26 protein-coding genes and 1 pseudogene are annotated in these 26,947 nt (G+C 62.9%); 18 read left to right on the plus strand and 9 right to left on the minus strand.

What is annotated here, in order from left to right; translation table 11 throughout:
* Positions 1–7 precede the first annotated feature (7 nt).
* From EOB36_RS15970 to EOB36_RS15995, 6 genes are all read left to right on the plus strand, one after another.
* The gene (locus EOB36_RS15970) at positions 8–199 is read left to right on the plus strand and encodes a twin transmembrane helix small protein (RefSeq protein WP_095485991.1); all 192 of its coding nucleotides are present in this window, start codon (positions 8–10) and stop codon (positions 197–199) included.
* 28 nt (positions 200–227) lie between these two features.
* Positions 228–809 carry a cob(I)yrinic acid a,c-diamide adenosyltransferase gene (locus tag EOB36_RS15975; protein ID WP_128243841.1) on the plus strand — a complete coding sequence of 194 codons (582 nt, stop codon included), beginning with the start codon at positions 228–230 and terminating at the stop codon, positions 807–809.
* A 25-nt stretch (positions 810–834) separates the two neighbouring features.
* Positions 835–1,638 (plus strand): rhomboid family intramembrane serine protease, encoded by an 804-nt coding sequence (locus EOB36_RS15980; RefSeq protein WP_128243840.1) that lies wholly within the window; start codon positions 835–837, stop codon positions 1,636–1,638.
* Between the two features lie 213 nt (positions 1,639–1,851).
* On the plus strand, positions 1,852–2,601 hold the full coding sequence (locus EOB36_RS15985) for an electron transfer flavoprotein subunit beta/FixA family protein (protein WP_095485988.1): 750 nt from the start codon (positions 1,852–1,854) through the stop codon (positions 2,599–2,601).
* A gap of 158 nt (positions 2,602–2,759) precedes the next feature.
* Positions 2,760–3,689, plus strand: coding sequence for an electron transfer flavoprotein subunit alpha/FixB family protein (locus EOB36_RS15990; protein ID WP_095485987.1), 930 nt, complete (start codon positions 2,760–2,762; stop codon positions 3,687–3,689).
* 117 nt (positions 3,690–3,806) lie between these two features.
* Entirely contained in the window at positions 3,807–4,685 is an 879-nt protein-coding gene (locus EOB36_RS15995; protein WP_095485986.1) for a 3-hydroxybutyryl-CoA dehydrogenase, read from the plus strand.
* Positions 4,686–5,195: 510 nt separating this feature from the next.
* Here the strand turns inward: EOB36_RS15995 and EOB36_RS16000 are convergent.
* The 4 genes from EOB36_RS16000 to EOB36_RS16015 form a co-directional block, all read right to left on the minus strand.
* Positions 5,196–6,920, minus strand: a complete 1,725-nt coding sequence (locus EOB36_RS16000) for an adenylate/guanylate cyclase domain-containing protein (RefSeq protein WP_128285214.1) — start codon at positions 6,918–6,920, stop codon at positions 5,196–5,198.
* A gap of 271 nt (positions 6,921–7,191) precedes the next feature.
* Entirely contained in the window at positions 7,192–7,830 is a 639-nt protein-coding gene (locus EOB36_RS16005) for an NrsF family protein (RefSeq protein ID WP_128285215.1), read from the minus strand.
* Position 7,831: 1 nt separating this feature from the next.
* Positions 7,832–8,401 (minus strand): sigma-70 family RNA polymerase sigma factor, encoded by a 570-nt coding sequence (locus EOB36_RS16010; RefSeq protein ID WP_128285216.1) that lies wholly within the window; start codon positions 8,399–8,401, stop codon positions 7,832–7,834.
* Between the two features lie 106 nt (positions 8,402–8,507).
* Positions 8,508–9,557, minus strand: coding sequence for a hypothetical protein (locus EOB36_RS16015; RefSeq protein WP_164897533.1), 1,050 nt, complete (start codon positions 9,555–9,557; stop codon positions 8,508–8,510).
* Positions 9,558–9,613: 56 nt separating this feature from the next.
* Here EOB36_RS16015 and EOB36_RS16020 point away from each other — a divergent pair, with 56 nt between their 5' ends.
* The 5 genes from EOB36_RS16020 (at position 9,614) to EOB36_RS16040 (ending at position 15,542) form a co-directional block, all read left to right on the plus strand.
* Positions 9,614–10,273, plus strand: a complete 660-nt coding sequence (locus tag EOB36_RS16020; protein ID WP_128285217.1) for a GNAT family N-acetyltransferase — start codon at positions 9,614–9,616, stop codon at positions 10,271–10,273.
* The gene (locus tag EOB36_RS16025; RefSeq protein WP_128285218.1) at positions 10,270–11,481 is read left to right on the plus strand and encodes a cytochrome P450; all 1,212 of its coding nucleotides are present in this window, start codon (positions 10,270–10,272) and stop codon (positions 11,479–11,481) included. The genes EOB36_RS16020 and EOB36_RS16025 overlap by 4 nt, the downstream gene beginning before the upstream one ends.
* A 211-nt stretch (positions 11,482–11,692) precedes the next feature.
* The gene (locus tag EOB36_RS16030) at positions 11,693–12,700 is read left to right on the plus strand and encodes an iron ABC transporter substrate-binding protein (protein ID WP_128243835.1); all 1,008 of its coding nucleotides are present in this window, start codon (positions 11,693–11,695) and stop codon (positions 12,698–12,700) included.
* Between the two features lie 176 nt (positions 12,701–12,876).
* Positions 12,877–14,463: an iron ABC transporter permease gene (locus EOB36_RS16035; protein WP_164897534.1), complete on the plus strand. Its 1,587-nt coding sequence runs from the start codon at positions 12,877–12,879 to the stop codon at positions 14,461–14,463.
* A complete protein-coding gene (locus EOB36_RS16040; protein WP_127288553.1) occupies positions 14,460–15,542 on the plus strand; it encodes an ABC transporter ATP-binding protein in 1,083 nt (360 codons plus the stop codon). The genes EOB36_RS16035 and EOB36_RS16040 overlap by 4 nt, the downstream gene beginning before the upstream one ends.
* A 310-nt stretch (positions 15,543–15,852) precedes the next feature.
* Here the strand turns inward: EOB36_RS16040 and EOB36_RS16050 are convergent, their stop codons facing one another.
* Entirely contained in the window at positions 15,853–16,539 is a 687-nt protein-coding gene (locus EOB36_RS16050) for a TlpA disulfide reductase family protein (RefSeq protein WP_128285220.1), read from the minus strand.
* A 35-nt stretch (positions 16,540–16,574) separates the two neighbouring features.
* Between EOB36_RS16050 and argH the strand changes: the two genes are divergently transcribed.
* From argH to lysA, 3 genes are all read left to right on the plus strand, one after another.
* A complete protein-coding gene (gene argH / locus EOB36_RS16055; protein WP_127288551.1) occupies positions 16,575–17,975 on the plus strand; it encodes an argininosuccinate lyase in 1,401 nt (466 codons plus the stop codon).
* A 229-nt stretch (positions 17,976–18,204) separates the two neighbouring features.
* Positions 18,205–18,411: a hypothetical protein gene (locus EOB36_RS16060; RefSeq protein ID WP_126104750.1), complete on the plus strand. Its 207-nt coding sequence runs from the start codon at positions 18,205–18,207 to the stop codon at positions 18,409–18,411.
* A gap of 111 nt (positions 18,412–18,522) precedes the next feature.
* Positions 18,523–19,791: a diaminopimelate decarboxylase gene (lysA, locus tag EOB36_RS16065; protein WP_128285221.1), complete on the plus strand. Its 1,269-nt coding sequence runs from the start codon at positions 18,523–18,525 to the stop codon at positions 19,789–19,791.
* Between the two features lie 14 nt (positions 19,792–19,805).
* Here lysA and EOB36_RS16070 read toward each other — a convergent pair whose 3' ends face one another.
* Positions 19,806–20,108 carry a metalloregulator ArsR/SmtB family transcription factor gene (locus EOB36_RS16070; RefSeq protein WP_128285222.1) on the minus strand — a complete coding sequence of 101 codons (303 nt, stop codon included), beginning with the start codon at positions 20,106–20,108 and terminating at the stop codon, positions 19,806–19,808.
* Between the two features lie 50 nt (positions 20,109–20,158).
* On the opposite strand from EOB36_RS16070, the gene EOB36_RS16075 reads away from it, so the two are divergent.
* The 3 genes from EOB36_RS16075 (at position 20,159) to EOB36_RS16085 (ending at position 24,315) form a co-directional block, all read left to right on the plus strand.
* Complete coding sequence (locus EOB36_RS16075) at positions 20,159–21,100, plus strand: threonine/serine dehydratase (protein WP_128285223.1); 942 nt, start codon at positions 20,159–20,161, stop codon at positions 21,098–21,100.
* 174 nt (positions 21,101–21,274) lie between these two features.
* Positions 21,275–23,905, plus strand: a complete 2,631-nt coding sequence (locus tag EOB36_RS16080; RefSeq protein ID WP_128285224.1) for a TIGR02302 family protein — start codon at positions 21,275–21,277, stop codon at positions 23,903–23,905.
* Between the two features lie 41 nt (positions 23,906–23,946).
* Positions 23,947–24,315, plus strand: coding sequence for a glyoxalase superfamily protein (locus tag EOB36_RS16085; RefSeq protein ID WP_128285225.1), 369 nt, complete (start codon positions 23,947–23,949; stop codon positions 24,313–24,315).
* A 13-nt stretch (positions 24,316–24,328) separates the two neighbouring features.
* On the opposite strand, the gene EOB36_RS16090 is transcribed toward EOB36_RS16085, so the two are convergent.
* Positions 24,329–25,186, minus strand: coding sequence for a LysR substrate-binding domain-containing protein (locus tag EOB36_RS16090; protein WP_095485968.1), 858 nt, complete (start codon positions 25,184–25,186; stop codon positions 24,329–24,331).
* Positions 25,187–25,414: 228 nt separating this feature from the next.
* Between EOB36_RS16090 and EOB36_RS16095 the strand changes: the two genes are divergently transcribed.
* Entirely contained in the window at positions 25,415–26,365 is a 951-nt protein-coding gene (locus EOB36_RS16095) for a DMT family transporter (RefSeq protein ID WP_095485967.1), read from the plus strand.
* A gap of 20 nt (positions 26,366–26,385) precedes the next feature.
* Here the strand turns inward: EOB36_RS16095 and EOB36_RS16100 are convergent, their stop codons facing one another.
* Complete coding sequence (locus EOB36_RS16100) at positions 26,386–26,757, minus strand: response regulator (RefSeq protein ID WP_095485966.1); 372 nt, start codon at positions 26,755–26,757, stop codon at positions 26,386–26,388.
* Between the two features lie 63 nt (positions 26,758–26,820).
* Positions 26,821–26,947: pseudogene (locus EOB36_RS35175) on the minus strand (hypoxanthine phosphoribosyltransferase); the annotation flags it as partial.

Genomic DNA, 26,947 nt, shown 5'->3' on the forward strand with positions numbered 1-26,947 from the left:
ACTCACTATGGCAACCGTCTTCAACATCCTCGCTGTCCTCGTCATGGTCGCCGTGGTGATCGTGCTGATCCGCGGCCTCATCAACATGATGCGCGGCGGCTCCGCCATGACCTCCAACAAGCTGATGCAGACGCGCGTCTTGCTGCAGTTCGTGGCATTGGTGCTGATCATGCTGGCCGTCTGGTTCACCCGCAAATAAGGCGACCCGCGATTTCAGGAGGCTGAGCGTGGTCAAGCTCAACAAGATCTACACCCGCACCGGCGACGACGGCACCACCGGCCTTGGCACCGGCGAACGGCGGCTGAAATCCGATCTGCGCATCGACGCCTACGGCACGATCGACGAAGCCAATGCCTGCATCGGCATTGCTCGCATCCACACCGCGGCAACATATCCGGCGATCGACGCGATGCTCGGCCGCATCCAGAACGACCTTTTCGACCTCGGCGCCGATCTGGCCGTGCCGGACGACGGCAAGCCGCTCGGCTATGAGCCGCTGCGCATCACCGCAGTGCAGACCGACCGTGTCGAAAAGGACATCGACTTGCTCAACAAGGATCTGCAGCCGCTCAAATCCTTCGTGCTCAACGGCGGCACGCCGGCGGCGGCTGCCCTTCACCTCGCCCGCACGGTGGCCCGGCGGGCCGAGCGCATCATGGTGGCGTTGACGCAGGGCCCAGGCGAGCATGTCAACCGCGAGGCGATAAGATACATCAACCGCGTGTCGGACTTTCTGTTCGTCGCCGCGCGCGCGGTCAATGACAATGGAAACGCCGACGTGCTATGGGTTCCCGGCAAGAACCGCTGAATCTGCCGAGGCGGGAGGGGGTCCGATGTTCATCCCGCTTTACGACACCAACAGGCTGCGCCACATCAAGCTGCAATATGTGACGATCAGCCTGATCGCGCTCAACACGCTCATCTACTTCGCCACCGCGCTTGGCGGCGAGCAGTTTTCCAACGCTGCTGTGCTGGGCCTCGGCTTCATCCCGTCGGTCGTCCACGACAGCGTCGAGCTCGCCCCACAGTTTGTCGTGATCCCCGAGAGCCTGAGCTACGTCACCTATTCCTTCCTGCACGCCGATATTTTCCATCTCGGCGGCAACATGCTGTTCCTCTGGGTGTTCGGCGACAATGTCGAAGACGCGCTCGGCCATGTCCGCTTTCTCGTCTTCTACCTGCTTTGCGCCATCGCCGGGGCCTTCTTCCAGGGTCTGATCGCCTGGGATTCGCAGGTTCCGCTGATTGGCGCCTCTGGCGCCATCGCCGGCGTGGTCGCCGCCTATCTGATCCTCTACCCCAGGGTGAAGGTATGGGTGCTGGCCTTCGCCCGCATCCCGCTGCGCATCCCGGCCTTCATACCGCTCATCCTGTGGATCTTGTTCCAGATCGTGATGTTCGCGGCCGGCGGCGAGGATCAGGTTTCCTGGGCCTGCCATGTCGGCGGCATCATCGCCGGGGCCGTGCTGGTGCTCATCTTGCGCAACCGCGCCGTACCACTGCTTGCCGGCGCGGACGAAGAGGCAGTGGTGGTCGCCGGCCAGGTGCCTGTTGCCGCAGAGCCGACGCCAAGCGACCCGCTGCCGGCGCAGCCGGCGCCGCGCTGGGGACGGGGAAGCGCCTCCAGTCCGGACTGAACCGATTTGAGTGCGTCGCGGATGATTTGCGCGCGCCCCAGATATTGACGTGCGGGGTCGCCGCAACTACGGAAGCTTTCCCACACTAGGCGGTCGGAGACTAGAATTCCGCCCGGAATGTCGGCTTTCGACAACTCTGAAGGGGCGTACGCTGCTATAGCGCGCTCAATTTATCTTGGAAGAGGTTGCTATCGTGAAAGAGGTGACAGGCAAATGAAGATCCTTGTGCCCGTGAAGCGGGTTGTGGATGCGAATGTGAAGGTTCGTGTGAAAGCTGACGGTTCGGCGGTGGAACTCGCCAACGTCAAGATGGCGATGAACCCGTTCGACGAGATCGCGGTCGAAGAGGCGATCCGGCTGAAGGAGGCCGGCAAGGCCGAAGAGATCATCGTTGTCTCGATCGGGCCGCAGCAGGCGCAGGAGACCTTGCGCACCGCACTCGCCATGGGCGCCGACCGTGCCATTCTGGTCAAGACCGACGAGCAGACCGAGCCGCTGGGTGTCGCCAAGGTGCTGAAGGGCGTGGTCGAGGCGGAACAGCCGGGTCTCGTCATTCTCGGCAAGCAGGCGATCGACGACGATTCCAACCAGACCGGCCAGATGCTGGCCGCACTTCTCGGCTGGGCGCAAGGCACCTTCGCTTCCAAGATCGTTATCGATGGCGACAAGGCCAAGGTGACGCGCGAGGTCGATGGCGGCCTGCAGACGGTGGAGCTGAAGATGCCGGCGATCGTCACCGCCGACCTTCGCCTCAACCAGCCGCGCTACGCCTCGCTGCCCAACATCATGAAGGCCAAGAAGAAGCCGCTCGACGAGAAATCGCCCGCCGATTATGGCGCCGACGTCAAGCCGCGGCTGAAGGTGATCAAGACCGAGGAGCCGAGCGGCCGCAAGGCGGGCGTCAAGGTCAAGAGCGTCGCCGAGCTGGTCGATAAGCTGAAGAACGAAGCCGGCGTGTTGTAGGAATTCATGTGATGCCGGCCTGCAAACGGCAGGGTTCTCCGCTTCCGGTGCTCACGTACTGAAGTACGCTCCGCTCCGGTTCTCGAACCCAACCGTTTTCGACTCGGCCTGACATGAATTTGAGACGTCCCCACTGAAGTGGATCAAGGAATAGAGAGATGACAATTCTTCTGATTGCCGAACACGACAATGCGACACTTTCCGACCAGACCGCCAAGGCGCTTTCGGCAGCACTGCAGGTCGGCTCGGACGTGCATGTGCTGGTCGCCGGCAAGGGTGCCAAGCCGGCAGCGGACGCCGCCGCCAAGCTCAAGGGCGTGGGCAAGGTGCTGCTCGCCGAAGCCGACGAGCTCACCGAGCGCCTCGCCGAACCGCTGGCGGCGCTCGTCGTCAGCATAGCCGGTGCCTATGACACGATCATCGCGCCGGCGACCTCGTCGGGCAAGAATGTCGCGCCGCGCGTGGCGGCTCTGCTCGATGTCGCGCAGGTGTCCGAGATCATCGAAGTGGTGTCGTCAGACACCTTCAAGCGGCCGATCTATGCCGGCAACGCCATCCAGACGGTGCAGTCGAGCGACGCCAAGAAGGTCATCACCGTGCGCACTGCCTCCTTCCAGGCCACACCCGAGGGCGGTTCCGCCCCGGTGGAGACGGTCCAGGCGGCGGCCAATCCCGGCCTGTCGATCTTCGTCGAGAACAGGCTTTCCGAGACCGATCGTCCGGAGCTGACTTCGGCCAAGATCATCATCTCGGGCGGCCGCGCGCTGGGCTCTTCGGAGAAATTCCAGGAGGTCATCCTGCCGGTCGCCGACAAGCTCGGCGCCGCCGTCGGCGCCTCTCGTGCCGCTGTCGACGCCGGCTACGCGCCGAACGATTGGCAGGTCGGCCAGACCGGCAAGGTGGTGGCCCCCGATCTCTACATCGCCGTCGGCATCTCCGGCGCCATCCAGCACCTCGCCGGCATGAAGGATTCCAAGGTCATCGTCGCCATCAACAAGGACGAGGAAGCGCCGATCTTCCAGGTCGCCGACTACGGTCTCGTCGGCGACCTTTTCGTCATTATGCCGGAACTGCAAAAGGCGCTTTGACGCTATCTGGCAAAGCGTATTAAATAGTGAGGGGTGGGGTAGACGAAGTCACCCCGCCCTTTTAGTTTGCACCGCACAAAAAGCAGGCCGCAAAGGCCTTTTGACGGGATCGGTGTAATGAGCAAGATCGAGACGATCGGCATCATCGGCGCGGGCCAGATGGGTGGCGGCATCGCCCATGTGTCCGCGCTTGCGGGCTACAAAGTGCTGGTCTACGACATCTCACCCGACCGCATCGAAAAGGGCATCGCCACGATCAGCGGCAACATGGCCCGCCAGGTCGGCTCCGGCAAACTTGAGGAAAAGCTGCGCAATGACGCGATGGCGCGCATTTCGGCAGCGCCCACCATGGCCGACCTTGCGGGTGCCGATCTGGTGATCGAAGCGGCGACCGAGGACGAGACGGTCAAGCGCAAGATCTACGCCCAACTCTGTCCGCAGCTCAATCCCGAAGCCATCCTGGCGACGAACACCTCGTCGATCTCGATCACACGTCTCGCCGCGCAGACCGACAGGCCGGAGCGTTTCATCGGCATCCATTTCATGAATCCGGTTCCGCTGATGAAGCTGGTCGAACTGGTGCGCGGCATCGCCACCGAGGACCAGACCTTCGAAGCGGCAAAGGCCTATGTGAACCATCTCGACAAGACGATCACCGTCTCGGAGGATTTTCCGGCCTTCATCGTCAACCGCATCCTGCTGCCGATGATCAACGAGGCGATCTACACGCTCTATGAGGGGGTCGGCTCGGTCGACGCGATCGACACCGCCATGCGGCTCGGCGCCAACCATCCGATGGGACCGCTGCAGCTCGCCGATTTCATCGGCCTCGACACCTGCCTGTCGATCATGCAGGTGCTGCATGACGGCCTGTCGGATTCGAAATACCGCCCCTGCCCGCTGCTGGTGAAATATGTCGAGGCCGGCTGGCTCGGCCGCAAGACCGGGCGCGGCTTCTACGACTATCGCGGCGAGCATCCCGTTCCGACGCGCTGACCGGCGATACGAGCCAACGGACATCGCGCGCGGTCGCGCTGAGTGAAGACCGCGTCGGGCTGATCCTTGCCCGAAGCCCGATGGATTTGGCTCAAACCAGCCCGGCAGAGCGTTTCACGTCGAGCATTTTGCGGCCAACAGGAACCACTTGGCGTCGCACAAACGCAACTAAAACAAAGATAGAGCGGAATGCCGGATCAATCCAAACGCATTCCGCTTTAGAGTCAAAACTCAATCAGCGGGATGCCGCCAATAGCCGAGATGGATGGTTTCTGCCCTCCGCCTCGCCAATCGGAACGAGTAGGCAGCGCCATCTTTGGGCATTCACGATACGAACGCGAAACGCCGCATTCGTCACCCACTCCGCGCGTATCCTACGGCCGGGGCAAGAGGCGCGGTGTTCCGCAACCTCAACGGACGGACTATCGTTTGCGACCGCGAAGCCATCCGCATGCGTTCCGGTGAACTCGCCGCGTGGTGTAAATTTTCAATGTCCCATTGGCGGCCTACTTACTCCGGCAATCCGGCGTTGCGCAGGCCATCGAGCAGAGGTTTGAGCGCATCTCGGTGAGCATAAGGATTCACAGCGATCAGTTCCCGCGATGAGATGCTGGGTCTAAGTTCGCGAGCCTTCGCCAGCGCATTCGCAGCGAGAGCGGCATGGCCGAGATGGTCATGGGCGGCCGCCAGTGTGAGCCAAGCGGGGTGATCCTTTTTTGGCATGTTGTCCAAGGCCGCTACGACTTCGCCATATCTCCTCAGTTCCAACAAAATTTTGGCGCGAATTACCCAGAACCAGTGTGGTGAAAACGGGGTTCTCTTCAGCGCGTCGTCGATTGAAGCCAGAGCCTCCTCCGGCCGGCCGGCGTATCGCAACCAATTCGCTCGGTCCGCGCGAATTTGCGCATCGGCCGGATTGAGAGCGACGGCGCGGTCGAAATGGACGCCGGCCCGTTCGTATTCGCGGAGCCACACCATGACCATGCCGTTGGCGTGGTGGACCGTCGGATCGTTGCTGTCCAACTCCATGGCTCTTTGTGCGGCAAGTGACGCTTCGTGCAGCGTTCGTGGATCGGTGTCGAACCAGTAGCGGCCGAGGAGAGCGATCGCCAGCCAGGCGTGAGCGTGCGCAAAATCGGGATCGATCGCCGTCGCGCGGGAAAAAAGCGGAACGGCCTCCTTCTCCATGTTGGCGTCGGCCAGCTCCCGGCCCTGCAGGAAAAAGTCATAGGCCGTCCAGTTCGACGTTGGCCGCTTGCGCACCTGAAGAGCAGCAGCGGCCACCATTCGCCCCTCGAGCGTCGTCACGATTGCTGCCACGACTTCGTCCTGCACAGCAAAAATGTCGTGGCATTCGCGATCATACCGCTCCGCCCAGACGTGGTTGCCTGTCCTTGCGTCGATCAACTGTGCAGTAATGCGAATCCGCTCGCCCGCCTTCCGCACACTACCTTCGATGACGTAGTTCGCGCCCAGATCGCGGGCGGCCTGCATTGGGTTGATGCCCATCCTGGCAAGATGGAACGAAGCGTGACGCGCCGCGACGGTAAGATTTCTGAACCGCGACAATTCGGTGGTGATGTCCTCCGTGATGCCGTCCGAAAGGTATTGTTGACTGGGATCGCCGCTCAGATTGTCGAATGGCAAAACGGCAATGGAGGGCTTGGCAGCAGACGTCGTTGCGGCCCGCCCGCCCACTTGACCAGTACTCGTTTCCACACGGTAAACCCGCACCGGTCTGACGATATTCTTGAGCTCCACCTCGCCCATGTCCTCGAAGGCAGCGTTGCCTTTGCCTCGCAATTCCTCATGAACCTTGGCCGAGACGCAGACCCCGCCTGGCTCTGCCAAGGCTTCGAGGCGAGCCGCAACGTTCACACCGTCGCCATAGATGTCCGAGCCCTCACCGATCACGTCGCCCAGATTGATGCCGATACGCAGCAATATGCGGCGGTGCTCGGTGACGGATTGGTTGGCCTCCGCCATTTTGGCCTGTAGTTCGACTGCAGCCTCGACCGCGTTCACCGCGCTGGTGAACTCCATCAGCACGCCGTCGCCCATAAGCTTGACGATCCGCCCGCCGCGATCGCGAACGATCGGCTCCAGGATTGCCTTGCGCCGCTCCTTCAGTGCCGCCAGCGTACCCGCCTCATCCGCCTCCATCATTCGGCTGTAGCCGACCACGTCGGCCACAGCGATGGCGGCAAGACGGCGCTTGACGCGTTCATCAGCCATTAAGTGATCGCCTCACTGGTTGGATCGATGGTATTTGCGCCGCACGGAAGAGTCCATCGTGGCCAGCAACGAGAACGGCTACCTGGGGTGGAATGATGGTCTCCTACCCCTTTCGGGACATTGAGCCTTCAACAGTCAATGACTGCTTCGGGTCAGGGCTTGCCGTAGAAGTTCTCCGAGCGAAAGGGCCGCAACGGGGTCGAACGAGGTCGTTCAGAAATGAAATGAGTTTTGACGTTAGAGCATCACGGTCTCCGCTCGCGGGCCGTCGCTACCAGCGTACGAAAAGCCGCCCGCCGAGCGCGCCGAGCGCGGCGAGGACGGCAATCGCCATCGTGTACCAGGTGGCGACGAAGAGCGGCGAGTCGTCGAAGCAGTGTGCGGCATAGAAAGTTGCCGCCAGCCCACCGGCGAGCAGGCCCGCCACCGTTCCCGCAATCACCGGCCGCGTCGGCGCGCCATAGCGCAGCACCGCTATGAAGACGGCAAGCGGACCGATGCCGATCAGCGGAATGGACGTCAGGCAGATAACCATATTGCTGCCGACCAACCGCGCGCCCCAGTCGGCCGCAGGCACGGAAAGAAGCTCCAGAACCACCGCAATGATCACCAGCAGCGGTGCGGCAACCATCCAGGCTGCCGCCCTGCTTGTCGATGCACTGGGTGTCGACAGGGCCCGGATCAAGGCGAAGGCGCTGACGGCCAGAGCGGTCGTGAAGACAAACTTGGCGAGGAAGCGCATCGTGTGCATGGCGGTCGCGATGTCGGCACGCGGACCGATCGTCAGCCAGAAAACTATAGCCGCAATCACCGCCGCCGCGCCGGCGGCCAGCCACCAGGCCGAGCCAAGCGGCATCGCCGTGCTGCGGGCATCGGCGTCGAGCGCCTTGATGAGATCGTCGGTCCTCATGTCATTCCCGCTTGAACTGTTTGGCCCGCTCGAATTGTTTGGCCCCGAAACGTTTGGCAATGGCGGCAAGCCCGCGATGCAGCGACACGCGCACCGCCGTCTCGCTGATGCCGAACTTCGCCGCCGTCTCGCCAACGGAACGGCCTTCGACCGATATGGCCGATACCACGGAACGTTGCGCCGGCGGCAGTCCGTCCAGGGCCCGATTGATGTCGCGCTCGCTGACCGTCTCGGCCTCCGGCTCGGCGAAGGTCTCGGCGATCTCGTCGATCTCGATCTCGACACGCCGCCCGCGCCGCCGGAAGGCGTCGATCAGCTTGAAGCGCGCAATGGCGTAGACCCAGGGCAGCACAGCCAAATCCTGGCGCCAGGTATGCCGTTTCACATGAATGGCCAGCAAGGTTTCCTGCACGACGTCCTCGGGATCGACCCCGCCGTGGACGATCTTGCGCCTGACAAAGCCGCGAACGAGAGCAGCCGTCCGGTGCAGAAAGTCGGCGTAAGCCCTTTCATCTCCCGCGATCGCGGCCCGCATCAGCCGGGAAAGCTCGGCCTCGTCCTTGCCGGTCACAAGAGTTCACTCCCCGATATTCGCGCCTCGGCGCTGATCTGTTACGTGGCCGGCGAAATAATGTCCAAGCCAAACTATGGGAGTATCACGAAGATTTGCAGACGGCTCAGTGCCTCGAGCCGAGCACCGCGTCCCGGACAAACCTCAAACCTTTTCGGACGACCAACTTCCTGCGCCTTTTCCGGTACTCGCGCCGCAGCACCGCAAGAACTTCGAAATGCGTTCTATCGAGTTCCGCAGTCGATGACGGGTCGCGCGCATGCGGCAGCGCCAAAAGAGCATCGGCATGCATGTTGGCGTAGGGCATTGAATCATATTTGTCGAAAGGTGTTGGCGGATAACTCAGGACGGTGGGGTTGGTGTTGATCTCGAAGACCTGAATGCGGCCATCGACGATCGTGTAGTCGACCCGACCATATGTAATCGAGGCCTTTTCGAAAATCGCCATCAGATCCGGCGCATGGGGATTGTCCCTTACATAGTCCAGGTGCTGTTTTCTTGTAGCTTGCAGAATGCCCCTTCCAGGGTCCTTGATGAACCATTCTTCGTTGGCAAAACAATGCTGTGCGTAGGTCCGATCGCCGACGCGATAGGCCGCGTATTTTCGGTACAGGCCATCGGGGCCGGCCTTCGATCCGAATTCGACCACCATTGGTCGGACGAACTTCATGTCAGGCAGGGCGGCGAGAGCATTGTCCAGCTCGCGACGCGCTTGCAATAGCCGTGGCGCCTTGTAAGCGGCGCCTGTCTCGTCGCGTAGAAAAACGGGATAGCGTATATCGTCGGGCAGAGCATCTGGCCGGTGGACCTGGAAAGTGTTGATGCGATCCGCAAATAGTTTGCGCAGCAGGTCGAAACGCTGAAAACTCTCGCGCGGATGATTGAGCTGAACGACGTGAGGTTGTTGCAGCTCCATCTTGCGGCCGAGCTCCGAGGCCGCATCGATTTCAACCTCGCTCAGTCGGTCCATGTCGGACCAGATTACCGTTCCCGCAGAAAGCGACCCTAGAAGAGTTGCCTGTTCGTAGGGAACCAGGCGAAAAAAGTTCTGCATATCTTTTCGATAATAGAGAAGAAAGCTCGCCTGGGTGTAGGTATGCAGGCGATGGCAAACATAAAAAATCATCGGAAAATCCGCCGTTGCGGGGTCGCGCATGCACGACTAGCAAATAGAGATTATGCATTCTATACGACATTGGCGGGCTGCTCTTCATGACAACGAAAAACATCCGATTTCATCCCCTCGACAAAGAAGACGTGCCGCGGATGGCCGAGATGGAGAATGCCGCATGGGGACCGCTTGGTGCCGGAGCGGACACTATCCGTCGTCGACTTTCCCTAGGGCATACGATGATCGCGGCGTCCGTTGATAATCTCGTCGCGGGCGCAATCTGCTTCGTAGAGACCAATCAGGATCCACACGACACTGCAAAGTTTCCAAAGACCTTCTCCGCCTATTCTTCGATGGCCCGAAGTGAGCCTGCGCTTTCGCTCTACGTCTATAACCTCGGTGTGCGTCCGGAATTCAGAGGAACGGATATCGCGCGTCGTCTGCTTTCCGAATTGATCGAGCACGGACGCCGGGTCGGTGCACGCTGGTTGGTGGGAGACGGACGCTGTCCGTCCTACGCAGGCGCGCAGCACGACACTCCCGACAAGGTGCTTCCGGATGAGAGGTTTCGCGCGACCATCGACGACTGGCACCGTACCGGCGTGACGCCTCCGGTGAAATCCATAATCCGGGATCCGCTGCTGCGATTCTACCGACGGGTACTGAACTGCGAATTTCTGCATCTGGCGCCTGGATTTCTGCCGGAGGATGCAAGCTCCGGGGGCTATCGCGTTATCTTTGCGGTGGATGTCACCCAATGATATCAGCCAAGCTTTTCAACCCTTTCGCTCTCGGCAACGATCGGTTTCCAGAATTCGCGCGGCGCCGGGCGACCGGGGGAGCAGCTTGGGGCGAAGCACCTTACCCCGAAGTGGGCCAAGCGTATTACGTGTTCAGCCATGCCCTGGTTTCGAAGGCGCTGAAACACCCGTCGCTTTTGCAAGCGCCGCCCGGCGCTTACCAGGCGACCCGGCAAAAGATCACCGCTAATTACGCGCTCGATCTGCTGACGAAATCCATGATGTTGTCGGATCCTCCGCAACATCTACAACTTCGCCGCCCGCTCGCGGGAGCGCTGACGCCATCCCTGAGTGCGCGTCTCTTCGACAGCCTCTTGTCCACAGCATTACATTTGACGCAAAAGGCCACGGAAAAACCAGACTTCGACGCAGTGCGCGATCTGGCCGTCCCTTTGTCGTTCTCAACTTTGGAGAACATCCTCGGCATTGATATCGATAACCCGTGGTCGATGGGAGAGGATGCACAATGCATGGCCAAAGCACTGGAGATGAGACCTGAAGGCGTGGACCCCGACGCCAATGATGCCTGCCGCCGGCTGGAACTCTGGGTGTCGTCCGCGATCGACAAGGGTGCGATACGGCCAAACGGCATGGCCGCGCAGATGCTAGCAGAGGTCGAAGCCGGCCGCTGGCACCGCGACGACGCCGTTGCCAACATCGTGTTTCTCCTTTTTGCCGGACAGGCGACGGTTGTCGACACGTTCGGCAACGCGCTTGTTGCGCTTGAATGCTTCCCCGACCAGCGGAAACTTCTTGAAGACGGACGCGTAAGCTGGCTGTCCGCAGCGGAAGAACTGCTTCGCTATTGCGCTCCGGTTCACTATGCCGGAGCACGGATCGCTGCGAACGACTTCGATTTTGACGGTGTCGCCATCCGTGCCGGACAGGCTGTCGTCCCAGTGCTTGCCAGCGCCAATCGCGATGCGGCGGTTTTTCCGGCAGGCGACCAGCTGGACCTGAACGCCGCCGTCTCCGCTACCCTCACCTTCGGCACTGGCTTGCATGTCTGTCTCGGGCAGCATGTCGCCCGGCTGGAGCTAGCCGCCCTGCTGGAGGCACTGTTCACAAAGGCTGGAGGCTGGCGCCTGGACCTTCCCAGGGTTGTCAGACGACCCTCGGTGCTGCTTTACGGCCTGCAAACCGCTCCCCTGGTTTTGCCTTTCGCGTAGAAAACGCCACGGAACACGACCAGCTCCCGGCGACGCTTTGCTGCGGCCAGAGGAGACACACGTGCCTGCTCACACAAAATTGTCCGTCCGGCGCGGCTTTCGCGTTTCGATACTTGATTAACGCAGTGGCCAATGTTGACTACACCGGTCAGGAATTGATAGGTGCAGCCTTGCTAAATCAAGACCATCGAGATCGAGAGGGATGACGTCCATGAAATATGCTCTTTCCGCCCTTGCCGGTGCCACAGCACTTGCAATCAGCCTGATCACCGGCCCGGCGATGGCCCAGGACGGCGGCATCGTCGTCTACAATGCCCAGCATGAGAGCCTGACTAATGCCTGGGTGGAAGGTTTCACCAAGGAAACCGGCATCAAGGTCACCGTTCGCCACGGCGGCGACAGCGATTTCTCCAACCAGATCGTCGCCGAAGGCGCCGCCTCGCCGGCGGACGTGTTCCTGACCGAGAATTCGCCGGCTATGGCCTTGGTCGAGGCATCAGGCCTGTTCGCGCCGGTCGATGCCGACACGCTGGCGCAGATTCCGCAGGAGTATCAGCCGGCCAGCGGCAACTGGGTGGGCGTCGCCGCGCGCAGCACCGTCTTTGTTTACGACAAGACCAAGCTGAGCGCCGAGCAGTTGCCCAAGTCGCTGCTTGATCTCGCCGATCCAAGCTGGAAGGGACGCTGGGCCGCTTCGCCCTCCGGTGCCGATTTCCAGGCGATCGTCAGCGCGCTTTTGCAGCTCAAGGGTGAGGCCGCAACGGCCGACTGGCTGAAGGCGATGAAGGAAAACTTCACCGCCTACAAGGGCAACAGCACGGTGATGAAGGCGGTCAATGCCGGCGAGGTCGAAGGCGGCGTGATCTATCACTATTACTACTACGGCGACCAGGCCAAGACCGGTGAAAACAGCAAGAACATCGGGCTCCACTATTTCAAGAACCAGGATCCGGGCGCGTTCGTCTCGGTTTCCGGCGGTGGCGTGCTGGCCTCCAGCAAGCACCCGAAGGAAGCCCAGGCATTCCTGAAATGGGTGACCGGCAAGGGTGGTCAGGAGGTGCTGAAGACCGGCAATTCCTTCGAATACGCGGTCGGCAAGGGTGCGGAGTCCAATCCGGCGCTGGTGCCGCTAGCCGATCTGCAGGCGCCGAAGGTCGACGCGACGACACTGAACTCCAAGAAGGTGACCGATCTGATGACGGCAGCCGGCTTGCTTTAGTCGGCGTTCGTCCTAAAAGGGCAACCGACTGCGCTCCTGCGGGACTTCGCTTTCCGCAGGAGCGCTCTGTTTTTCGAGATGGCATTCGTCCATGACGACAGACTGCGTTTTTGGCCGCGTTTGCGACCCTTCGATCGTTTCCGCCACCGGGCGGCAGCGGCGCGGCGTCTGAGCTGATGCAGTCTGCGGCCGATCTTGCACGTTCAGGCTCGCCGACCGGCATGGTGGCTGGGCAATGGACGCGCCGGCGGCCCGTATCCTGGATTTCGCTCGCCGCCATCCTGGTCTCACTTTTCTCCCTGCTGCCGCTCGCCTTTATCATCTGGATTGCCGTGCAGACCGGCTGGGAAACCGTATCGGCATTGGTCTTCCGGCCACGCGTCGGCGAGCTCCTGGTCAACACCCTTCTTTTGGTGGTGCTGGCCGTGCCGATCTGCATCGTGCTCTCGGTGGCGCTGGCCTGGCTGACCGAACGCAGCGATCTTCCCGGGGCCCGCCTGTGGGCCTGGCTGTCGGTGGCGCCGCTCGCCATCCCCGCCTTCGTCCACTCCTATGCCTGGATCACCCTGGTCCCGGGACTGCACGGCCTGTGGGCCGGCGTCCTGGTTTCCGTCGTCGCCTATTTCCCGTTCCTCTATCTGCCGGTGGCGGCAGCTTTGCGCCGGCTCGATCCTGCCCTCGAAGATGCTGCGGCAGCCGTCGGCCTCGGGCCGTGGCGCGTGTTCCGGCGGGTGGTCTTGCCGCAGCTCAGGCTCGCCATCTGCGGCGGCTCGCTGCTGGTCGGCCTGCATCTCCTGGCCGAATACGGCCTCTACGTGTTCATCCGCTTCGACACCTTCACCACGGCAATCGTCGACCAGTTCCAGTCGACCTTCAATGGACCGGCCGCCAACATGCTGGCGGCGGTGCTGGTGACATGCTGTTTCGTGCTGCTCGGGATCGAAGTGCTCGTGCGCGGCGAGGAGCGCTATGCCCGCGTCGGCTCGGGCGCAGCGCGTCCCCTGCAACGCACAAGGCTCGGCCGCGCCACGATCCCGTGCCTGCTGCTGCCGGTCGTCACCGCACTGCTGGCGCTGGGCGTACCGTTCGTCACCATCGGCCGCTGGCTTGTGGCCGGCGGTGCCGATGTCTGGCGCCTCGACGAGATCGGCCTGGCGCTCGGCCAGACCCTGTTCCTGGCGCTCGCCGGCGCCCTGCTCGCTACCGTCGCCGCCATGCCAATGGCCTGGATCTCGATCCGCGCGCCCGGACCGCTGCAGCGTCTTCTGGAAGGCTGCAACTACATCGTTGGATCGCTGCCCGGCGTCGTCGTGGCGCTGGCGCTGGTCACCATCACGGTGCGCATCGCTTTGCCGCTCTACCAGACCCTGTTCACGATCCTCGTTGCCTATGCGCTGATGTTCCTGCCGCGCGCCCTGATCAGCCTGCGGGCATCGATCGCGCAGGCGCCGGTCGAGCTCGAACGCGCCGCCGCAAGTCTCGGCCGATCACCGCTCAAGGCGCTATGGTCGACGACGATCCGCCTGTCGGCGCCGGGTGCCGCGGCGGGCATGGCGCTGGTGGCGCTCGGCATCATGAACGAATTGACCGCCACGCAGATGCTGGCGCCCAACGGCACCCGCACGCTGGCGATGGCGTTCTGGGCCCACAGCGGCGAGATCGACTATGCATCCGCCGCACCCTACGCTCTCATCATGGTGGCGATGTCGCTGCCCCTGACCTGGCTGCTCTATGTCCAGTCGAAGCGGATGGCCGGACGATGAGCTTCCTCGAACTCACCAATGTGCACAAGCACTACGGCCCGGTGGCCGCACTGGCCGGCGTCGATCTCAGCGTGGCCAGTGGCAGCCGCACGGCGATCGTCGGGCCGTCCGGCTGCGGCAAGACGACCTTGCTGCGGCTGATCGCCGGCTTCGAGCCGCCGGACCAGGGCCGCATCGTGCTCGACGGCGAGGTACTGGCCAATGGCGGCGCCGCCGTGCCCGCATATCGGCGAAGCATTGGCGTGGTGGCGCAGGACGGCGCCCTGTTCCCGCATCTGACCATCGCCGCCAATATCGGTTTCGGCATGGGACGCCACGAGGACAAGCGCACCGAGCGCATCGTCGAGCTCGCCTATATCGTCGGGCTCGACAAGGCGATCCTGAAGCGTCGGCCGCACGAGCTCTCCGGCGGCCAGCAGCAGCGTGTGGCGCTAGCCCGCGCCATGGCCATGAAGCCTCGGCTGATGCTGCTCGACGAGCCGTTCTCGGCGCTCGACACGGGTCTGCGCGCCTCGATGCGCAAGGCTGTGGCCGAGCTTCTGGAGGCCGCCGGCATCACCACGATCCTGGTCACGCACGACCAGGCCGAGGCGCTGTCCTTTGCCAGCCAGGTCGCGGTGATGCGCGACGGCAAGTTCTCGCAAATCGGCACGCCGCGCGAGCTCTATCTCAAGCCGAAAGACAGGATGGTTGCCGAATTCCTCGGCGATGCCATCATCCTGCCGGCCAAGATATCAGATGGCTTCGCCAGCTCGCCGCTCGGCCGCATCGCCGTCGACAGCACCGAGCGGCGCGATATCGTCCGCATCATGCTGCGGCCGGAACAGGTGCTGCTGAAACGGACGTCGCGTGAAGGCATGTCGGGCACGCCGGATATGCTGTTCGGCGAGGTGACCGAGTCCGAATTCGCCGGCTCGATGTGCACCATCGCGGTGCGGCTCTTGAACAGCCCCGATCCGCCGGACGCCGCCGCAATCGGCAACACGCCGTTGATCCTGCGCAAGCCCGGCATGGACACGCCTGCCGTTGGCGAGATCGTCCTGCTGACTGTTTCCGGCAAGGCGCATGTGTTCGCCTGAATGGGCGCCCGGCCCGCGCCCTAGCGCTATCCGGCAGCAAACTCCGACGGTTCTGGCCGAAACAGCGGCGGCATCGTCCCCCTCCCTTTGCTTGCCCGCCATTCGGAGCGGGCGGCAACGAGCTTGCGGGCGATTGCGAATCAGTGTGCGGGACCGGCACGGACGCCTTGAAGACATCGAGGCGGCTTCCGGTTTGCGACGAGAAAAAGTGCATCTCTTCAGGCGAAAACATGAGCCCGACCGCCGTGCCGGGTGCCAGATGGACGGCCTCCGATGTCATCGCGCAAAAGGATGCCCCGTCGAGGGGCGCCTAGTCCGACTTGGCGAGTGCCGTCTCGACCAGCCGCCTCGCATCCGGCCCTGACCATTCGGCCGGGCCGTTCATATGGGCGATCAGGCAGCCGTCGCCGTCAATCAGCATGGTCACCGGCAGGCCGAGAGCCAGGCCGCGCGTCTTGAGATCGTTGAACAGCGCCATTGTCGAATCGCGGTAGTAGCCGAGCGCCTCGACGCCGGTTTCCTCGAGGAACTTTTTCGGCTTGGCGTCGTCGCCGGCATCGACGTTGACCGCGATGACTTCGAAGGCGTCGCTGCCCATTTCTTGCTGCAGCGCGTCGAGCGCCGGCATTTCGGCTCGGCAGGGCGCGCACCATGTCGCCCATAGATTGAGCAGCACCGTCTTGCCGGCATGGTCGGCGAGCGTCATCGGCTTGCCGCCGGGGTCGTTGAAGGCGAGGTTTTTCAGCGATTGCGGCGGATCGGCCGGCAAAAGTGCGGCAACCTGGCCGGTAGCAGCCGCCGCGACCGTCTTGGCACGATCGGCCTTGGCAGTGCAGGCGACATCGTCCTTGCTGTCGCCAACGGCAACTTGAGCGGGCGCGTTGTTGCCAGAACCGCTCTCGCTGACATATACCGCGACCGCGCCGGCCAGCACGCCCGCCACCAAAGCGGCGAGGATGAGGCGCGGGGCCGGGAAAAATTTATTGCCGTCTGCCATTTTCTAAAAACTGCTCCGGAGCACGGGTTATAGCGATGAGCGACAAGAAGGCCAGCAACCAGATGTGGGGCGGACGTTTTGCCTCGGGTCCGGCCGCGATCATGGAAGCGATCAATGCGTCGATCTCGTTCGACCGCAAACTCTACGCGCAGGACATCAGAGGCTCGATCGCCCATAGCGAGATGCTGGCGCAAACGGGCATTATTTCGGCGGCCGATCAAGAAAAAATCGCCCACGGGCTGAACACGATCCTGGCAGAGATCGAGGCGGGAAAGTTCGAGTTCTCGACCAGGCTGGAAGACATCCACATGAATGTCGAGGCTCGCCTTGCCGAGCTGATCGGCGCGGCTGCCGGCCGCCTGCACACCGCTCGCTCTCGCAACGACCAGGTGGCGGTCGATCTCAGGCTATGGGTCAAGGACGAGTGCTTTCGCGTCGCCGAGGCGCTGAAGGGCCTGATCACGGCGTTCCTGGAACGGGCCGAGGAGCATGCGGCAACGGTGATGCCGGGTTTTACCCATATGCAGGCGGCGCAGCCGGTGACCTTCGGCCACCATTGCATGGCCTATGTCGAGATGTTTTCGCGCGACCTGTCGCGTGTTCGTGACGCCATCGAGCGGATGGACGAAAGCCCGCTCGGTGCTGCCGCCCTTGCCGGCACCAGCTTTCCGATCGACCGGCACCAAACGGCCAAGGCGCTCGGCTTCCGCGAGCCGATGCGCAATTCCCTGGACAGCGTTTCGGACCGCGATTTCGCGCTGGAATTCTTAGGGCTGGCGGCAATCTGCGCGACGCATCTGTCGCGGCTGGCCGAAGAGATCATCATCTGGTCGACGCCGCAATTCGGCTTCGTCAGGCTGTCGGACTCATTCTCCACCGGCTCCTCGATCATGCCGCAGAAGAAGAACCCCGACGCCGCCGAGTTGGTGCGCGGCAAGACCGGCCGCGTCACCGGCCATCTGGTCGGCCTGCTGACTGTCATGAAGGGCATGCCGCTGACCTACGGCAAGGACATGCAGGAGGACAAGGAATCCGTGTTCGACGCCGCCGAGACGCTCGACCTGATGCTGGCGGCAATGACCGGCATGGTGCGCGACATGACGGTGAACGCTGCCACCATGAAAAAGGCGGCGGGTGCCGGCTATTCGACCGCGACCGACCTTGCCGACTGGCTGGTGCGCACGCTCGGCCTGCCGTTCCGCGAGGCGCACCATGTCACCGGCCGCGCGGTGGCGCTGGCCGAAGAGAAGAAGATCGGGCTCGACAGGCTGCCGCTGGAAGACTTGCAGTCCATTCACCCAGGCATCACCGCGGACGTGTTTTCGGTGCTTGCCGTGCAGAATTCGGTGAAGAGCCGCACGAGCTTCGGCGGCACCGCGCCGTCGGAAGTGAGGAAGCAGATTCGGTACTGGAAAAAGCGCATCGCCAAGGCGTGATGCTCGTGCGGCGAATCCGAAATTCGCATCACGTGGGAGCAACGCGGCGAGCGAATTTCGGATTCAAAAGCCGCACGAGTTAATTAACGAATTCTAGTGTGGTTTTGGATTTGAAGTTCCTTAACGCGAATGCCATCAATGACAGGAACTTCAAATCCACCACACTAGGTGCAATGCCAGCAAAACTCAGCTAAAAGCGGCGGGCAAAAGTTTCGGACGGATGGCACGGATGACCGCAAGCAGGATTTTGGTGACGCTGACGCTGCTGGCGGCGATGGCAGCTGCTACGGCCTGCGGCCGAAAGTCCGGGCTCGACACGCCCTATGAGGCGGCCGTGCAGGCTCGCAAGGACGCCGAAAAGGCCAAGCAGCCCGTGCCGCCCGAGCCGGAAAAACCGGTCGAGGACAAGAAGTTCATCCTCGACCCGCTGCTCTAGCGTGATCCCGAAAAGTTGCAGACTTTTCGGACAAGATCACGCGAAAAAACAAGATCTAGAGCCGATGAGATCGGCCGATCTCATTGTGCTCCAACTTCCGGAACCACTCTTGTGAACCATTTCGACTACCGCGACGGCGTGCTGCATGCCGAGGACGTGGCGATACCAGATATCGCTGCAAGCGTCGGCACGCCGTTCTATTGCTATTCGACGGCGACGCTGACCAGGCATTTCCGCGTGTTTGCGCAGGCCTTTGCCGGGCTCGACGCGCTGGTCTGCTATGCCATGAAGGCGAATTCCAACCAGGCGGTGCTAAAGATCCTGGCAAAACTCGGCGCCGGCGCCGACGTGGTCTCGGAAGGCGAACTGCGCCGCGCGCTAGCCGCCGGCATTCCGGCCAACAAGATCCTGTTTTCGGGCGTCGGCAAGACCGCGCGCGAAATGGATTTTGCGCTCTCGGCCGGCATTCTGTGTTTCAATGTCGAATCCGAGCCGGAGCTTGAATTGCTGTCGGCCCGCGCCACGGCACTGGGGAAGGTGGCGTCGGTCTCGCTGCGCATCAACCCGGATGTGGATGCCAAGACCCACAAGAAGATCTCCACGGGCAAGGCCGAGAACAAGTTTGGCATTCCTTGGCAGAAGGCGCGCCAGGTCTATGCCCGCGCAGCCGAACTGCCTGGCATCAAGGTCACCGGCATCGACACCCATATCGGCAGCCAGATCACCGAGTTGCAGCCCTTCGACGATGCCTTCGCGCTGCTGGTGGAGCTGGTCGGCGTGCTGCGCGCCGACGGGCACGCCATCGAGCATATCGATCTCGGCGGCGGCCTCGGCATTCCCTACCGCGTCGACAACAGCCCGCCTCCCTTGCCGGACGCTTACGCCCAGATCGTCAAGAAGCACGTCACGAAGCTGGGATTGAAGGTGATGTTCGAGCCGGGCCGGCTGATATCAGGCAATGCCGGCATCCTTGTCTCGCAAGTGATCTTCCTGAAGGAGGGCGACGCCAAGAATTTCCTGGTTGTCGACGCCGCGATGAACGATCTGATCCGGCCAACGCTTTACGACGCCTTCCATGACATCAAGCCGGTGGTGCAGCAGCCGCCTGCGGCACCGCGCATGACGGTCGACGTCGTCGGCCCGGTCTGCGAGACCGGCGATTATCTCGGCCTCGACCGCGACCTGCCCCGGTTGAAGGCCGGCGACCTGATCGCCATCGCCACCGCCGGCGCCTATGGCGCGGTGCAGGCCGGCACCTACAACACCAGGCCGCTGGTGCCCGAAGTCCTGGTCGACGGCGACCGTTTCCATGTCGTGCGCCCGCGCCAGACCTATGACGAGCTGATCGGGCTGGATTCGCTGCCAGATTGGCTGGAATAGAGGCTGTAGCGACGCTACAGCCGGTGCTGAACCAACGCCCTGGTCTCGGCGATCCTGCCCTCGTCGCGGCGATAGAATGTCCACTGCTTGATGCGTTTGCTGCTGAGAAGGCCGGCCTGGATGAGCACCCGCATATGCTCGCTGAGCGTCGCCTGGGTGATCCCCAGCTTTTCGGCGATCAGCAGCGCGCAGACGCCGTCCTCGACCAGATCGCCATCCGCTTGGCGTGGAAAATGCGCGCGCGGGTCCTTCAGCCAATCGAGGATTTGCAGCCTGCGCTCGTTGGCGATCGCCTTGAAGACATCGACCTCTTGCATTTAGCCATTTTGCTAAGTTACTGAGTGATGTCAACCCTTGGGAGCAGGCCATGCTAAACGCCAATATGATCACGCGCGAACGCATCGCCGCAATGGAACCGCGCATCCGGCCATTCGTGCGCCATACGCCGGTGCTGCGCGTCGACATGGCCGATTTCGGCCGTCCACCTCTTAGCCTCGACCTGAAGCTCGAATGCCTGCAGCATTCCGGCTCGTTCAAGGCTCGCGGCGCGTTCACCAATCTTCTCGAGCGGCCGATTCCCAAGGCTGGCGTCGTCGCCGCATCGGGCGGCAATCATGGTGCCGCGGTCGCCTATGCCGCCATGCGGCTCGGCCACAAGGCGACCATCTTCGTTCCCGAAGTGAGCCCTTCAGCCAAGCTGGAACGCATCCGCGACTACGGCGCCGAGCTGGTCGTCGGCGGCGCGCGCTATGCCGAGGCGCTGGCCGCCAGTGAAGACTTTGCCGAAAGGTCCGGCGCGCTGCAGATCCACGCCTTCAACCAGGAGGAAACGCTGGTCGGTCAAGGCACGCTTGGCCTCGAGATCGAGGCCGACCTGCCCGAGCTCGACACGCTGCTGGTCGCCGTCGGTGGTGGCGGCCTGATCGGCGGCATTGCCGCCTGGTTTGCCGGCCGCATCAGGATCATCGCGGTCGAGCCCGAAGGTGCGCCGACGCTTTATCGCGCCTTCGAGGCCGGCCGGCCCGTCGACGCGCCGGCGGAAGGCATCGCTGCCGACTCGCTGGCGCCCAAGCGCGTCGGCGAAATGATGTTTCCAATCGCCGAGGCTTTCGTCGAGCGTTCCATACTGGTCAGCGACGACGAGATCATCGCCGCGCAGGCGGCGCTTTGGGACCGGGTGCGAATCATCTCCGAGCCGGGCGGCGCTGCGGCTTTCGCGGCGGTCCTGTCCGGCCGCTACGCGCCGGCTGCAGGCGAGCGTGTCGCCGTGCTGGTCTGCGGTGCAAACGCCAATCCGGCTAAATTCTGACGATAACAGGGGCAGTCCTGTTCACGTTTTAGGGAACTGCCTCGCCTTCGCCGTGTTTCTTGGTATGTTTGGAGCGACGAGCATCTAAGACTTTGAGTCCTTCGCATCCGATTTTCGGGCCGGTGCGATAGATTTGTGAGGTTCGGGTTATCCCGCCCGAATCAGGAAGGGCCGATGACGCAACGACCCACCTTCACTGGCGATCGCAGCCTGGCCGGGCGCCTTGCTCTGAGCCGGCTGGCGACGCGGGTCTCGATGACGGTCGAGCGTGGCTGGCCGTTGCTGCTTCCGCTGGTCATCGTCGCAAGCCTGTTCCTCAGCATCTCGTGGCTCGGCCTCTTCCATCTGCTGCCCGATATGGCGCGCATCGGTCTCGTGGCGGCGTTCGGCATCGCAGCCCTTGCCGCGCTCTATCCCTTGCGTTTCTTCCGGGTGCCGACCAGCGCCGAGATCGATCGGCGCATCGAGGCGGCCAACCAGTTGCTGCACAGCCCGGTGCTGGTGCAGACCGACCGGCCGAGCGGCAGGGAAAGCATTTTTTCGCAAGCGCTGTGGCGCGAGCACCAGAAACGCATGGCCGAAAAACTCGGCGACCTCGGTGGCGACCTGCCACGCACCCGGGTTCCGGAGCGCGACCCGTGGGGGCTGCGCGCCGTGGCGGCGCTTTTGTTGGTCACCGCCTTTGCCTTCTCCTTCGGACCGTCGGGCGGTCGCATAGCAGACGGGTTCAGTGCCCACGCGGCGCGCGACACTGTCCCGCCGCGCATCGACGCCTGGGTGACGCCGCCGGCCTACACCGGCAGGCCGCCGGTCTTCCTCACCTCCCCAGCCCTCGCCAACCCTGCCCTCGCCGACAATGGCAATCAGGCGCCGCCCGCCTTCACCGTTCCGGAAGGCAGCGATGTTTCGCTGCGCGTCACTGGCGGGTCGGGCGAGGAAACGCTGAGCTATGCCGACGCCGACGGCAACGCCCGCACCATCGAGCCGACCGGACAACAGGTCGACAAGGCCAAGCCGGCGGCGGCAACGCCCTCCACGGTGCGCCAGTTCACCGGAAAGCTGACGGCCAACGGCACGTTGACGCTAAACTCGGGCAATGACGAACTCGGCAACTGGGCCTTCGCGGTGATCCCGGACAAGCCGCCGCAGATCCGCTTCGTCGGCGAGCCCAAACGCGCCGTCAATGGCTCCTTCGAGCTCAACTACCAGATCGACGACGACTATGGCGCGGCCTCCGCCAAGGCGGATTTCGTATTGGCCGACCCGCCGGCGCCGAATGCGCATCCGCTCTATGGCCCGCCCGAAATGCCGCTGTCGCTGCCGCGCCGCGGCGCCAAGGGGAATGCCGCCAAGACCACGAAGGACCTGACCGAGCATGTCTGGGCCGGCGGCAACATCAACCTCACGCTTGTCGCCACCGACGATGCCGGACATACGGCAACCAGCGAACCCAAGACGCTGGTGATGCCGGAGCGGCCTTTCTCCAATCCGCTTGCGAGGGCCGTGATCGAGCAGCGCCGCGTGCTGGCGCTTGACGCCAACGCCAAGGGCCGCGTGCTCGACCTGATGGACGCGATCACGCTCAGGCCCGAAGACACGTTCGACAACATGGCGCACTACCTCGCCATCATGAGCGCGCGCACGCGGTTGAAGATCGCAGACAGCGACGACCAGTTGCGCGATGAGGTCGCATATCTCTGGGAGATCGCGCTCGGCATCGAGGAAGGCAATCTTTCGGAGGCCGAGAGGCGGCTGCGCCAGGCGCAGCAGGCGCTGCAGGACGCGATCAAGAACGGCGCCAGCGACGAGGAAATCGACAAGGCGATGAAGGAACTGCGCGAGGCGATGAACCAGTTCCTGCAGGAATTCGCCCAGCGTGCGCAGCAGAATCCGAACGCGCCGCAGATGCAGCAGAACGGCCAGGAACTGCGCCAGAGCGACATCGAACGCATGATGGACCAGATCGAAAACCTGGCGAAGTCAGGCGATCGCGACAGCGCGCAGCAATTGCTTTCGCAACTGCAGGACATGATGAACAATCTGCAGGCCGGACGTCAGCAGCAAGGCGGCCAGCAGAACAGCGAGATGCGCCAGCAGATGGACAAGCTCGGCGAGATCATGCGGCGCCAGCAGGAGATGATGAACGAGACCTTCCGCATGGACCAGATGCAGCGCGGCCAGCAACAGCGCGGGCAGAACCGCGACGAACAGCTCGGCGAGAACGGCGAGCAGGGCCAAATGGGCGAACAGGGCGAGCCCGGCCCAGGTGAAGACCGCGATCCGCTCGGCCGGCCGAAGCCGATGACGCCGGAGGAATTCGCCGACGCGCTGAAGCAGTTGCAGGAAGGTCAGGGCAAGCTGCAGGGCGACCTCGACCAGCTGAGGAAAGGTCTTGAGGGTATGGGGCTCGAGCCCAATGAAGGATTTGGCGACGCCGGCAAATCCATGGGCAGTGCCGAACAGGCGCTTGGCGACAGCGATGGCGACCAGGCCGTCGGCCACCAGGGCCGCGCGCTGGAAGCGCTGCGCAAGGGCGCCAAGGACATGATGAAGCAACTGCAGGCCATGCAGGGCGACGAGGGCGAAGGCGAGCGGGGCGGCCGCCAGCAGAACGCCGACCGCGATCCGCTCGGCCGGCCACGCTCCACCGAGGGGCCTGATGATGGAAGTTCGGTGAGAGTGCCGGACGAGATCGACGTGCAGCGCGCGCGCCAGATCCTCGAAGCGATCCGCAAGCGGCTCGGCAACGCGCTCAGCCCCGACATCGAGCGCAGCTACCTGGAGCGGCTGCTGGAGCTGAAGTAAACCTCTTCTATCGCCTCAAGCATCGAACCATTGAGACTACCATGGTGAAACTCGGCGCCGTCACTCCGATCCTGCGCATCTTCGACATCGCCAAGGCGCATGAATTCTATGTCGGCTTCCTCGGTTTCGAAGTGCAGTTCGAGCACCGCTTCGACGACAACGCTCCCCTCTATATGGGAATTTCGCGCGATGGTTGCGTGCTGCATCTGAGCGAACATCACGGCGACGGCGCGCCGGGCGCTCATATCCGCGTCGAAGCGGGCGACATCGCGGCGCTGCACCGCGAACTGATAGCGAAGAAGTACCGTTTTGCCTGGCCGGGAGTGGAAGAGACACCTTGGCAGACAAGGGAGGTCACCGTCGGCGATCCGTTCGGCAATCGGCTGACCTTCTACGAAAACGTCGCATAGCGGCTGCCAGGCTTTAGCGATTGGTGAACGCCTCGCGGATCGCCTCTTGCATGCCGTCGATCGCCTCGCCGGAAGCATTCGGATTGCGCCGCAAAACCACGTTCGAGGAATCGATGTCGCCGAACCCGTCGGCGGCCGTAAGTTCGCGGCAGCCGGCAGGGATGTTGCTGCGCGAGATCGGCGCAATCGCCAGCCCGGACGTGACGGCGAGCCGTAGTCCGCCATTGGTATCGCTGGTATAGGCGACACGATAGGCTAGACCGCGCTGTTCCAGCGACTTTATCGCGAAATCCTTGCACCAGCCGGCACGGTTGTAGAGCGCGATCGGCACCGGCCGCTCCTCATGCATGTGGTGAAGCTCCGACGTCACCCATACGGTCGGATCATGCATCAGCACCTCGCCGCCGAAGAGATCCTGCCACTCGAACACCACCGCCAGATCGAGCTCGCCGGCCGCGAGCGCCGCGATCTGCGCGCCGGAATGCGCGTAGCGGACGGTGACTTCGACCTGAGGATGGCGCTTGGCAAAGGCGCCGAGCGCGCGCGACAGGATGGCGTGGCCATATTCCTCCGGGATGCCGATGCGCACCGGCCCACCAAGCGGCGCCGCGACCATCGATGCCGCCGTCTCGTCGAGCAGCGATATGATCCGGCGGGCGTTGACGATGAGTTCGCCGCCGCGGCGGGTCAGCGCCACACCACGCGAGCCGCGCTCGAACAGGCTGTCGCCGACCACACCTTCGAGCCTCTTCATCTGCATCGAAACCGCCGACTGGGTACGGCCGGCCTGCTCCGCTGCCTTGGTGAAATTGCCGGTATCGGCAACCGCGACGAAGGTGCGCAGCAGATCGCTGTCGAGCGTGGACTTCATTTGTTCGCCATAAGAAAATCTGATTGCTGGCATCATTCCAATTCGTTTGCAACATGTCAAACGTCGGATGATAGTTGCTTCACCCATTGGATATGCGGCTGCGAAATCGGCCGCGGACCAATACAGAGTCCTCACTCGTACCCGCTGCCCGAAACGGTGGCGGGTTCTTTTTGCCCAAACCGCAGGCCCGGCTTTCGGGCCGCACATGCAAGGAGCCCGTTGAACGACATGCAGAACCGGATCGTTCTCGGCATGGCAAGTCTTTGCCTCGGCGTTCTGGTGTTCTCGCTCCAGGATCCGCTGATCAAGGCCGTATCGGGCACATACCCGGTGACCGAAGTGATGGCGATCCGCTCGATCGTCGCCCTGCCCATTCTTCTCGTGCTCGTTCATGTCGATGTCGGGCTCAGCGCGATCTTTTCGAAGCGTTTTCGCATGCTGACGATGCGCGCCTTGATCCTGTTCACCTCCTACACGGTCTACTACCTGGCAATCGCCGCCCTGCCGCTTGCCGACGCGGTGGCGCTCTATTTCATGGCACCGCTGTTCATCATGGCGCTTGCCGGCCCTTATCTCGGCGAACGGGTGGCATGGCAGACGCTGGTCACCGTCATGGTCGGGATGCTGGGCGTGCTGGTGATGCTGCGGCCCGGCGCCGGGCTGTTCGACTGGGCGGCGCTGCTGTCGCTGGCCTCAGCGGTGCTGTACGGCTTTTCGCAGCTGATGGCCCGCAAGATCGGCGACACCGAATCGTCCACGGTCATGGCGTTCTATCAGAATGGCGTCTACCTCTTGGGCGCTGCACTGGTCGCCGGGCTGTTCTGGCTGGCAGGAATAGCTCACGCCACGCATCCAAGCCTCGAATTCCTGGTCAGGCCATGGATCTGGCCGACGCCAATCGATTTCCTCAAGATGGCAACCTGCGGCTTCGTCGCCTCGGCCGGGATGATCCTGTTGTCGCAAGCCTACAGGCTGGCGCCCGCCAACAGCGTCGCCACCTTCGAGTATACCGGCATCATCTGGTCGCCGCTGTGGGGTTTCCTGTTCTTTGCCGAAGTGCCGCGATCGACCACCGTCGTCGGCGCTGCGCTCATCATCGGCGCCGGTCTGTTCGCGCTCGATGCCAGCCGGCGCCGAAGCAGCGCGCCGGCAATCGCGGCGACCTGCGATCCGGCCTGACCGCGGTCAGGCCTTAGGCTCTAGGCAAAGCAGGCGAGCGCCTGTTCGACACGCGCGCGGATTTCGGCCAGCGTGAACGGTTTCTGCACAACGTCCACAATGACGCCATTCAATTCCTCGGCGCGCTCGCGCTGATCGGCATAGCCGGTCATCAGCAAGATCTTCATCGCCGGGAAAAGCGACGCCGCCGCCTTGGCCATCGCGATGCCGTCCATCTCCGGCATGCGGATATCGGAGACGACAAGATCGTAGCCGCCACGTGCCGCGCGGATCAGGGCAAGCCCTTGCGCGCCGTCGGCGGCGATGTCGATCATATGCCCGGCGCGTTCGAGCGCACGAGCGGCGAGAGTGCGGACGGATTCATCGTCCTCGACGATCAGGAGCTTTGCCATGGCGGAATGTTTGGCGGGGAAAAGTTGACTTTTCCTGAACCGCAAACAGCATCGAAGAAAAATCTAGGCGTCGCCCTTGACGATGCCGACGAAGGGCAGCTCGCGAAAGGCGTGGGCGACATCCATGCCGTAGCCGACGACGAAATAGTCGGGGCAGTCGAAACCGACATAGTCGGCGTTGAGCGCGGTC

This window comes from Mesorhizobium sp. M6A.T.Cr.TU.017.01.1.1 (assembly GCF_004023115.1).
Classification (GTDB): domain Bacteria; phylum Pseudomonadota; class Alphaproteobacteria; order Rhizobiales; family Rhizobiaceae; genus Mesorhizobium; species Mesorhizobium mediterraneum.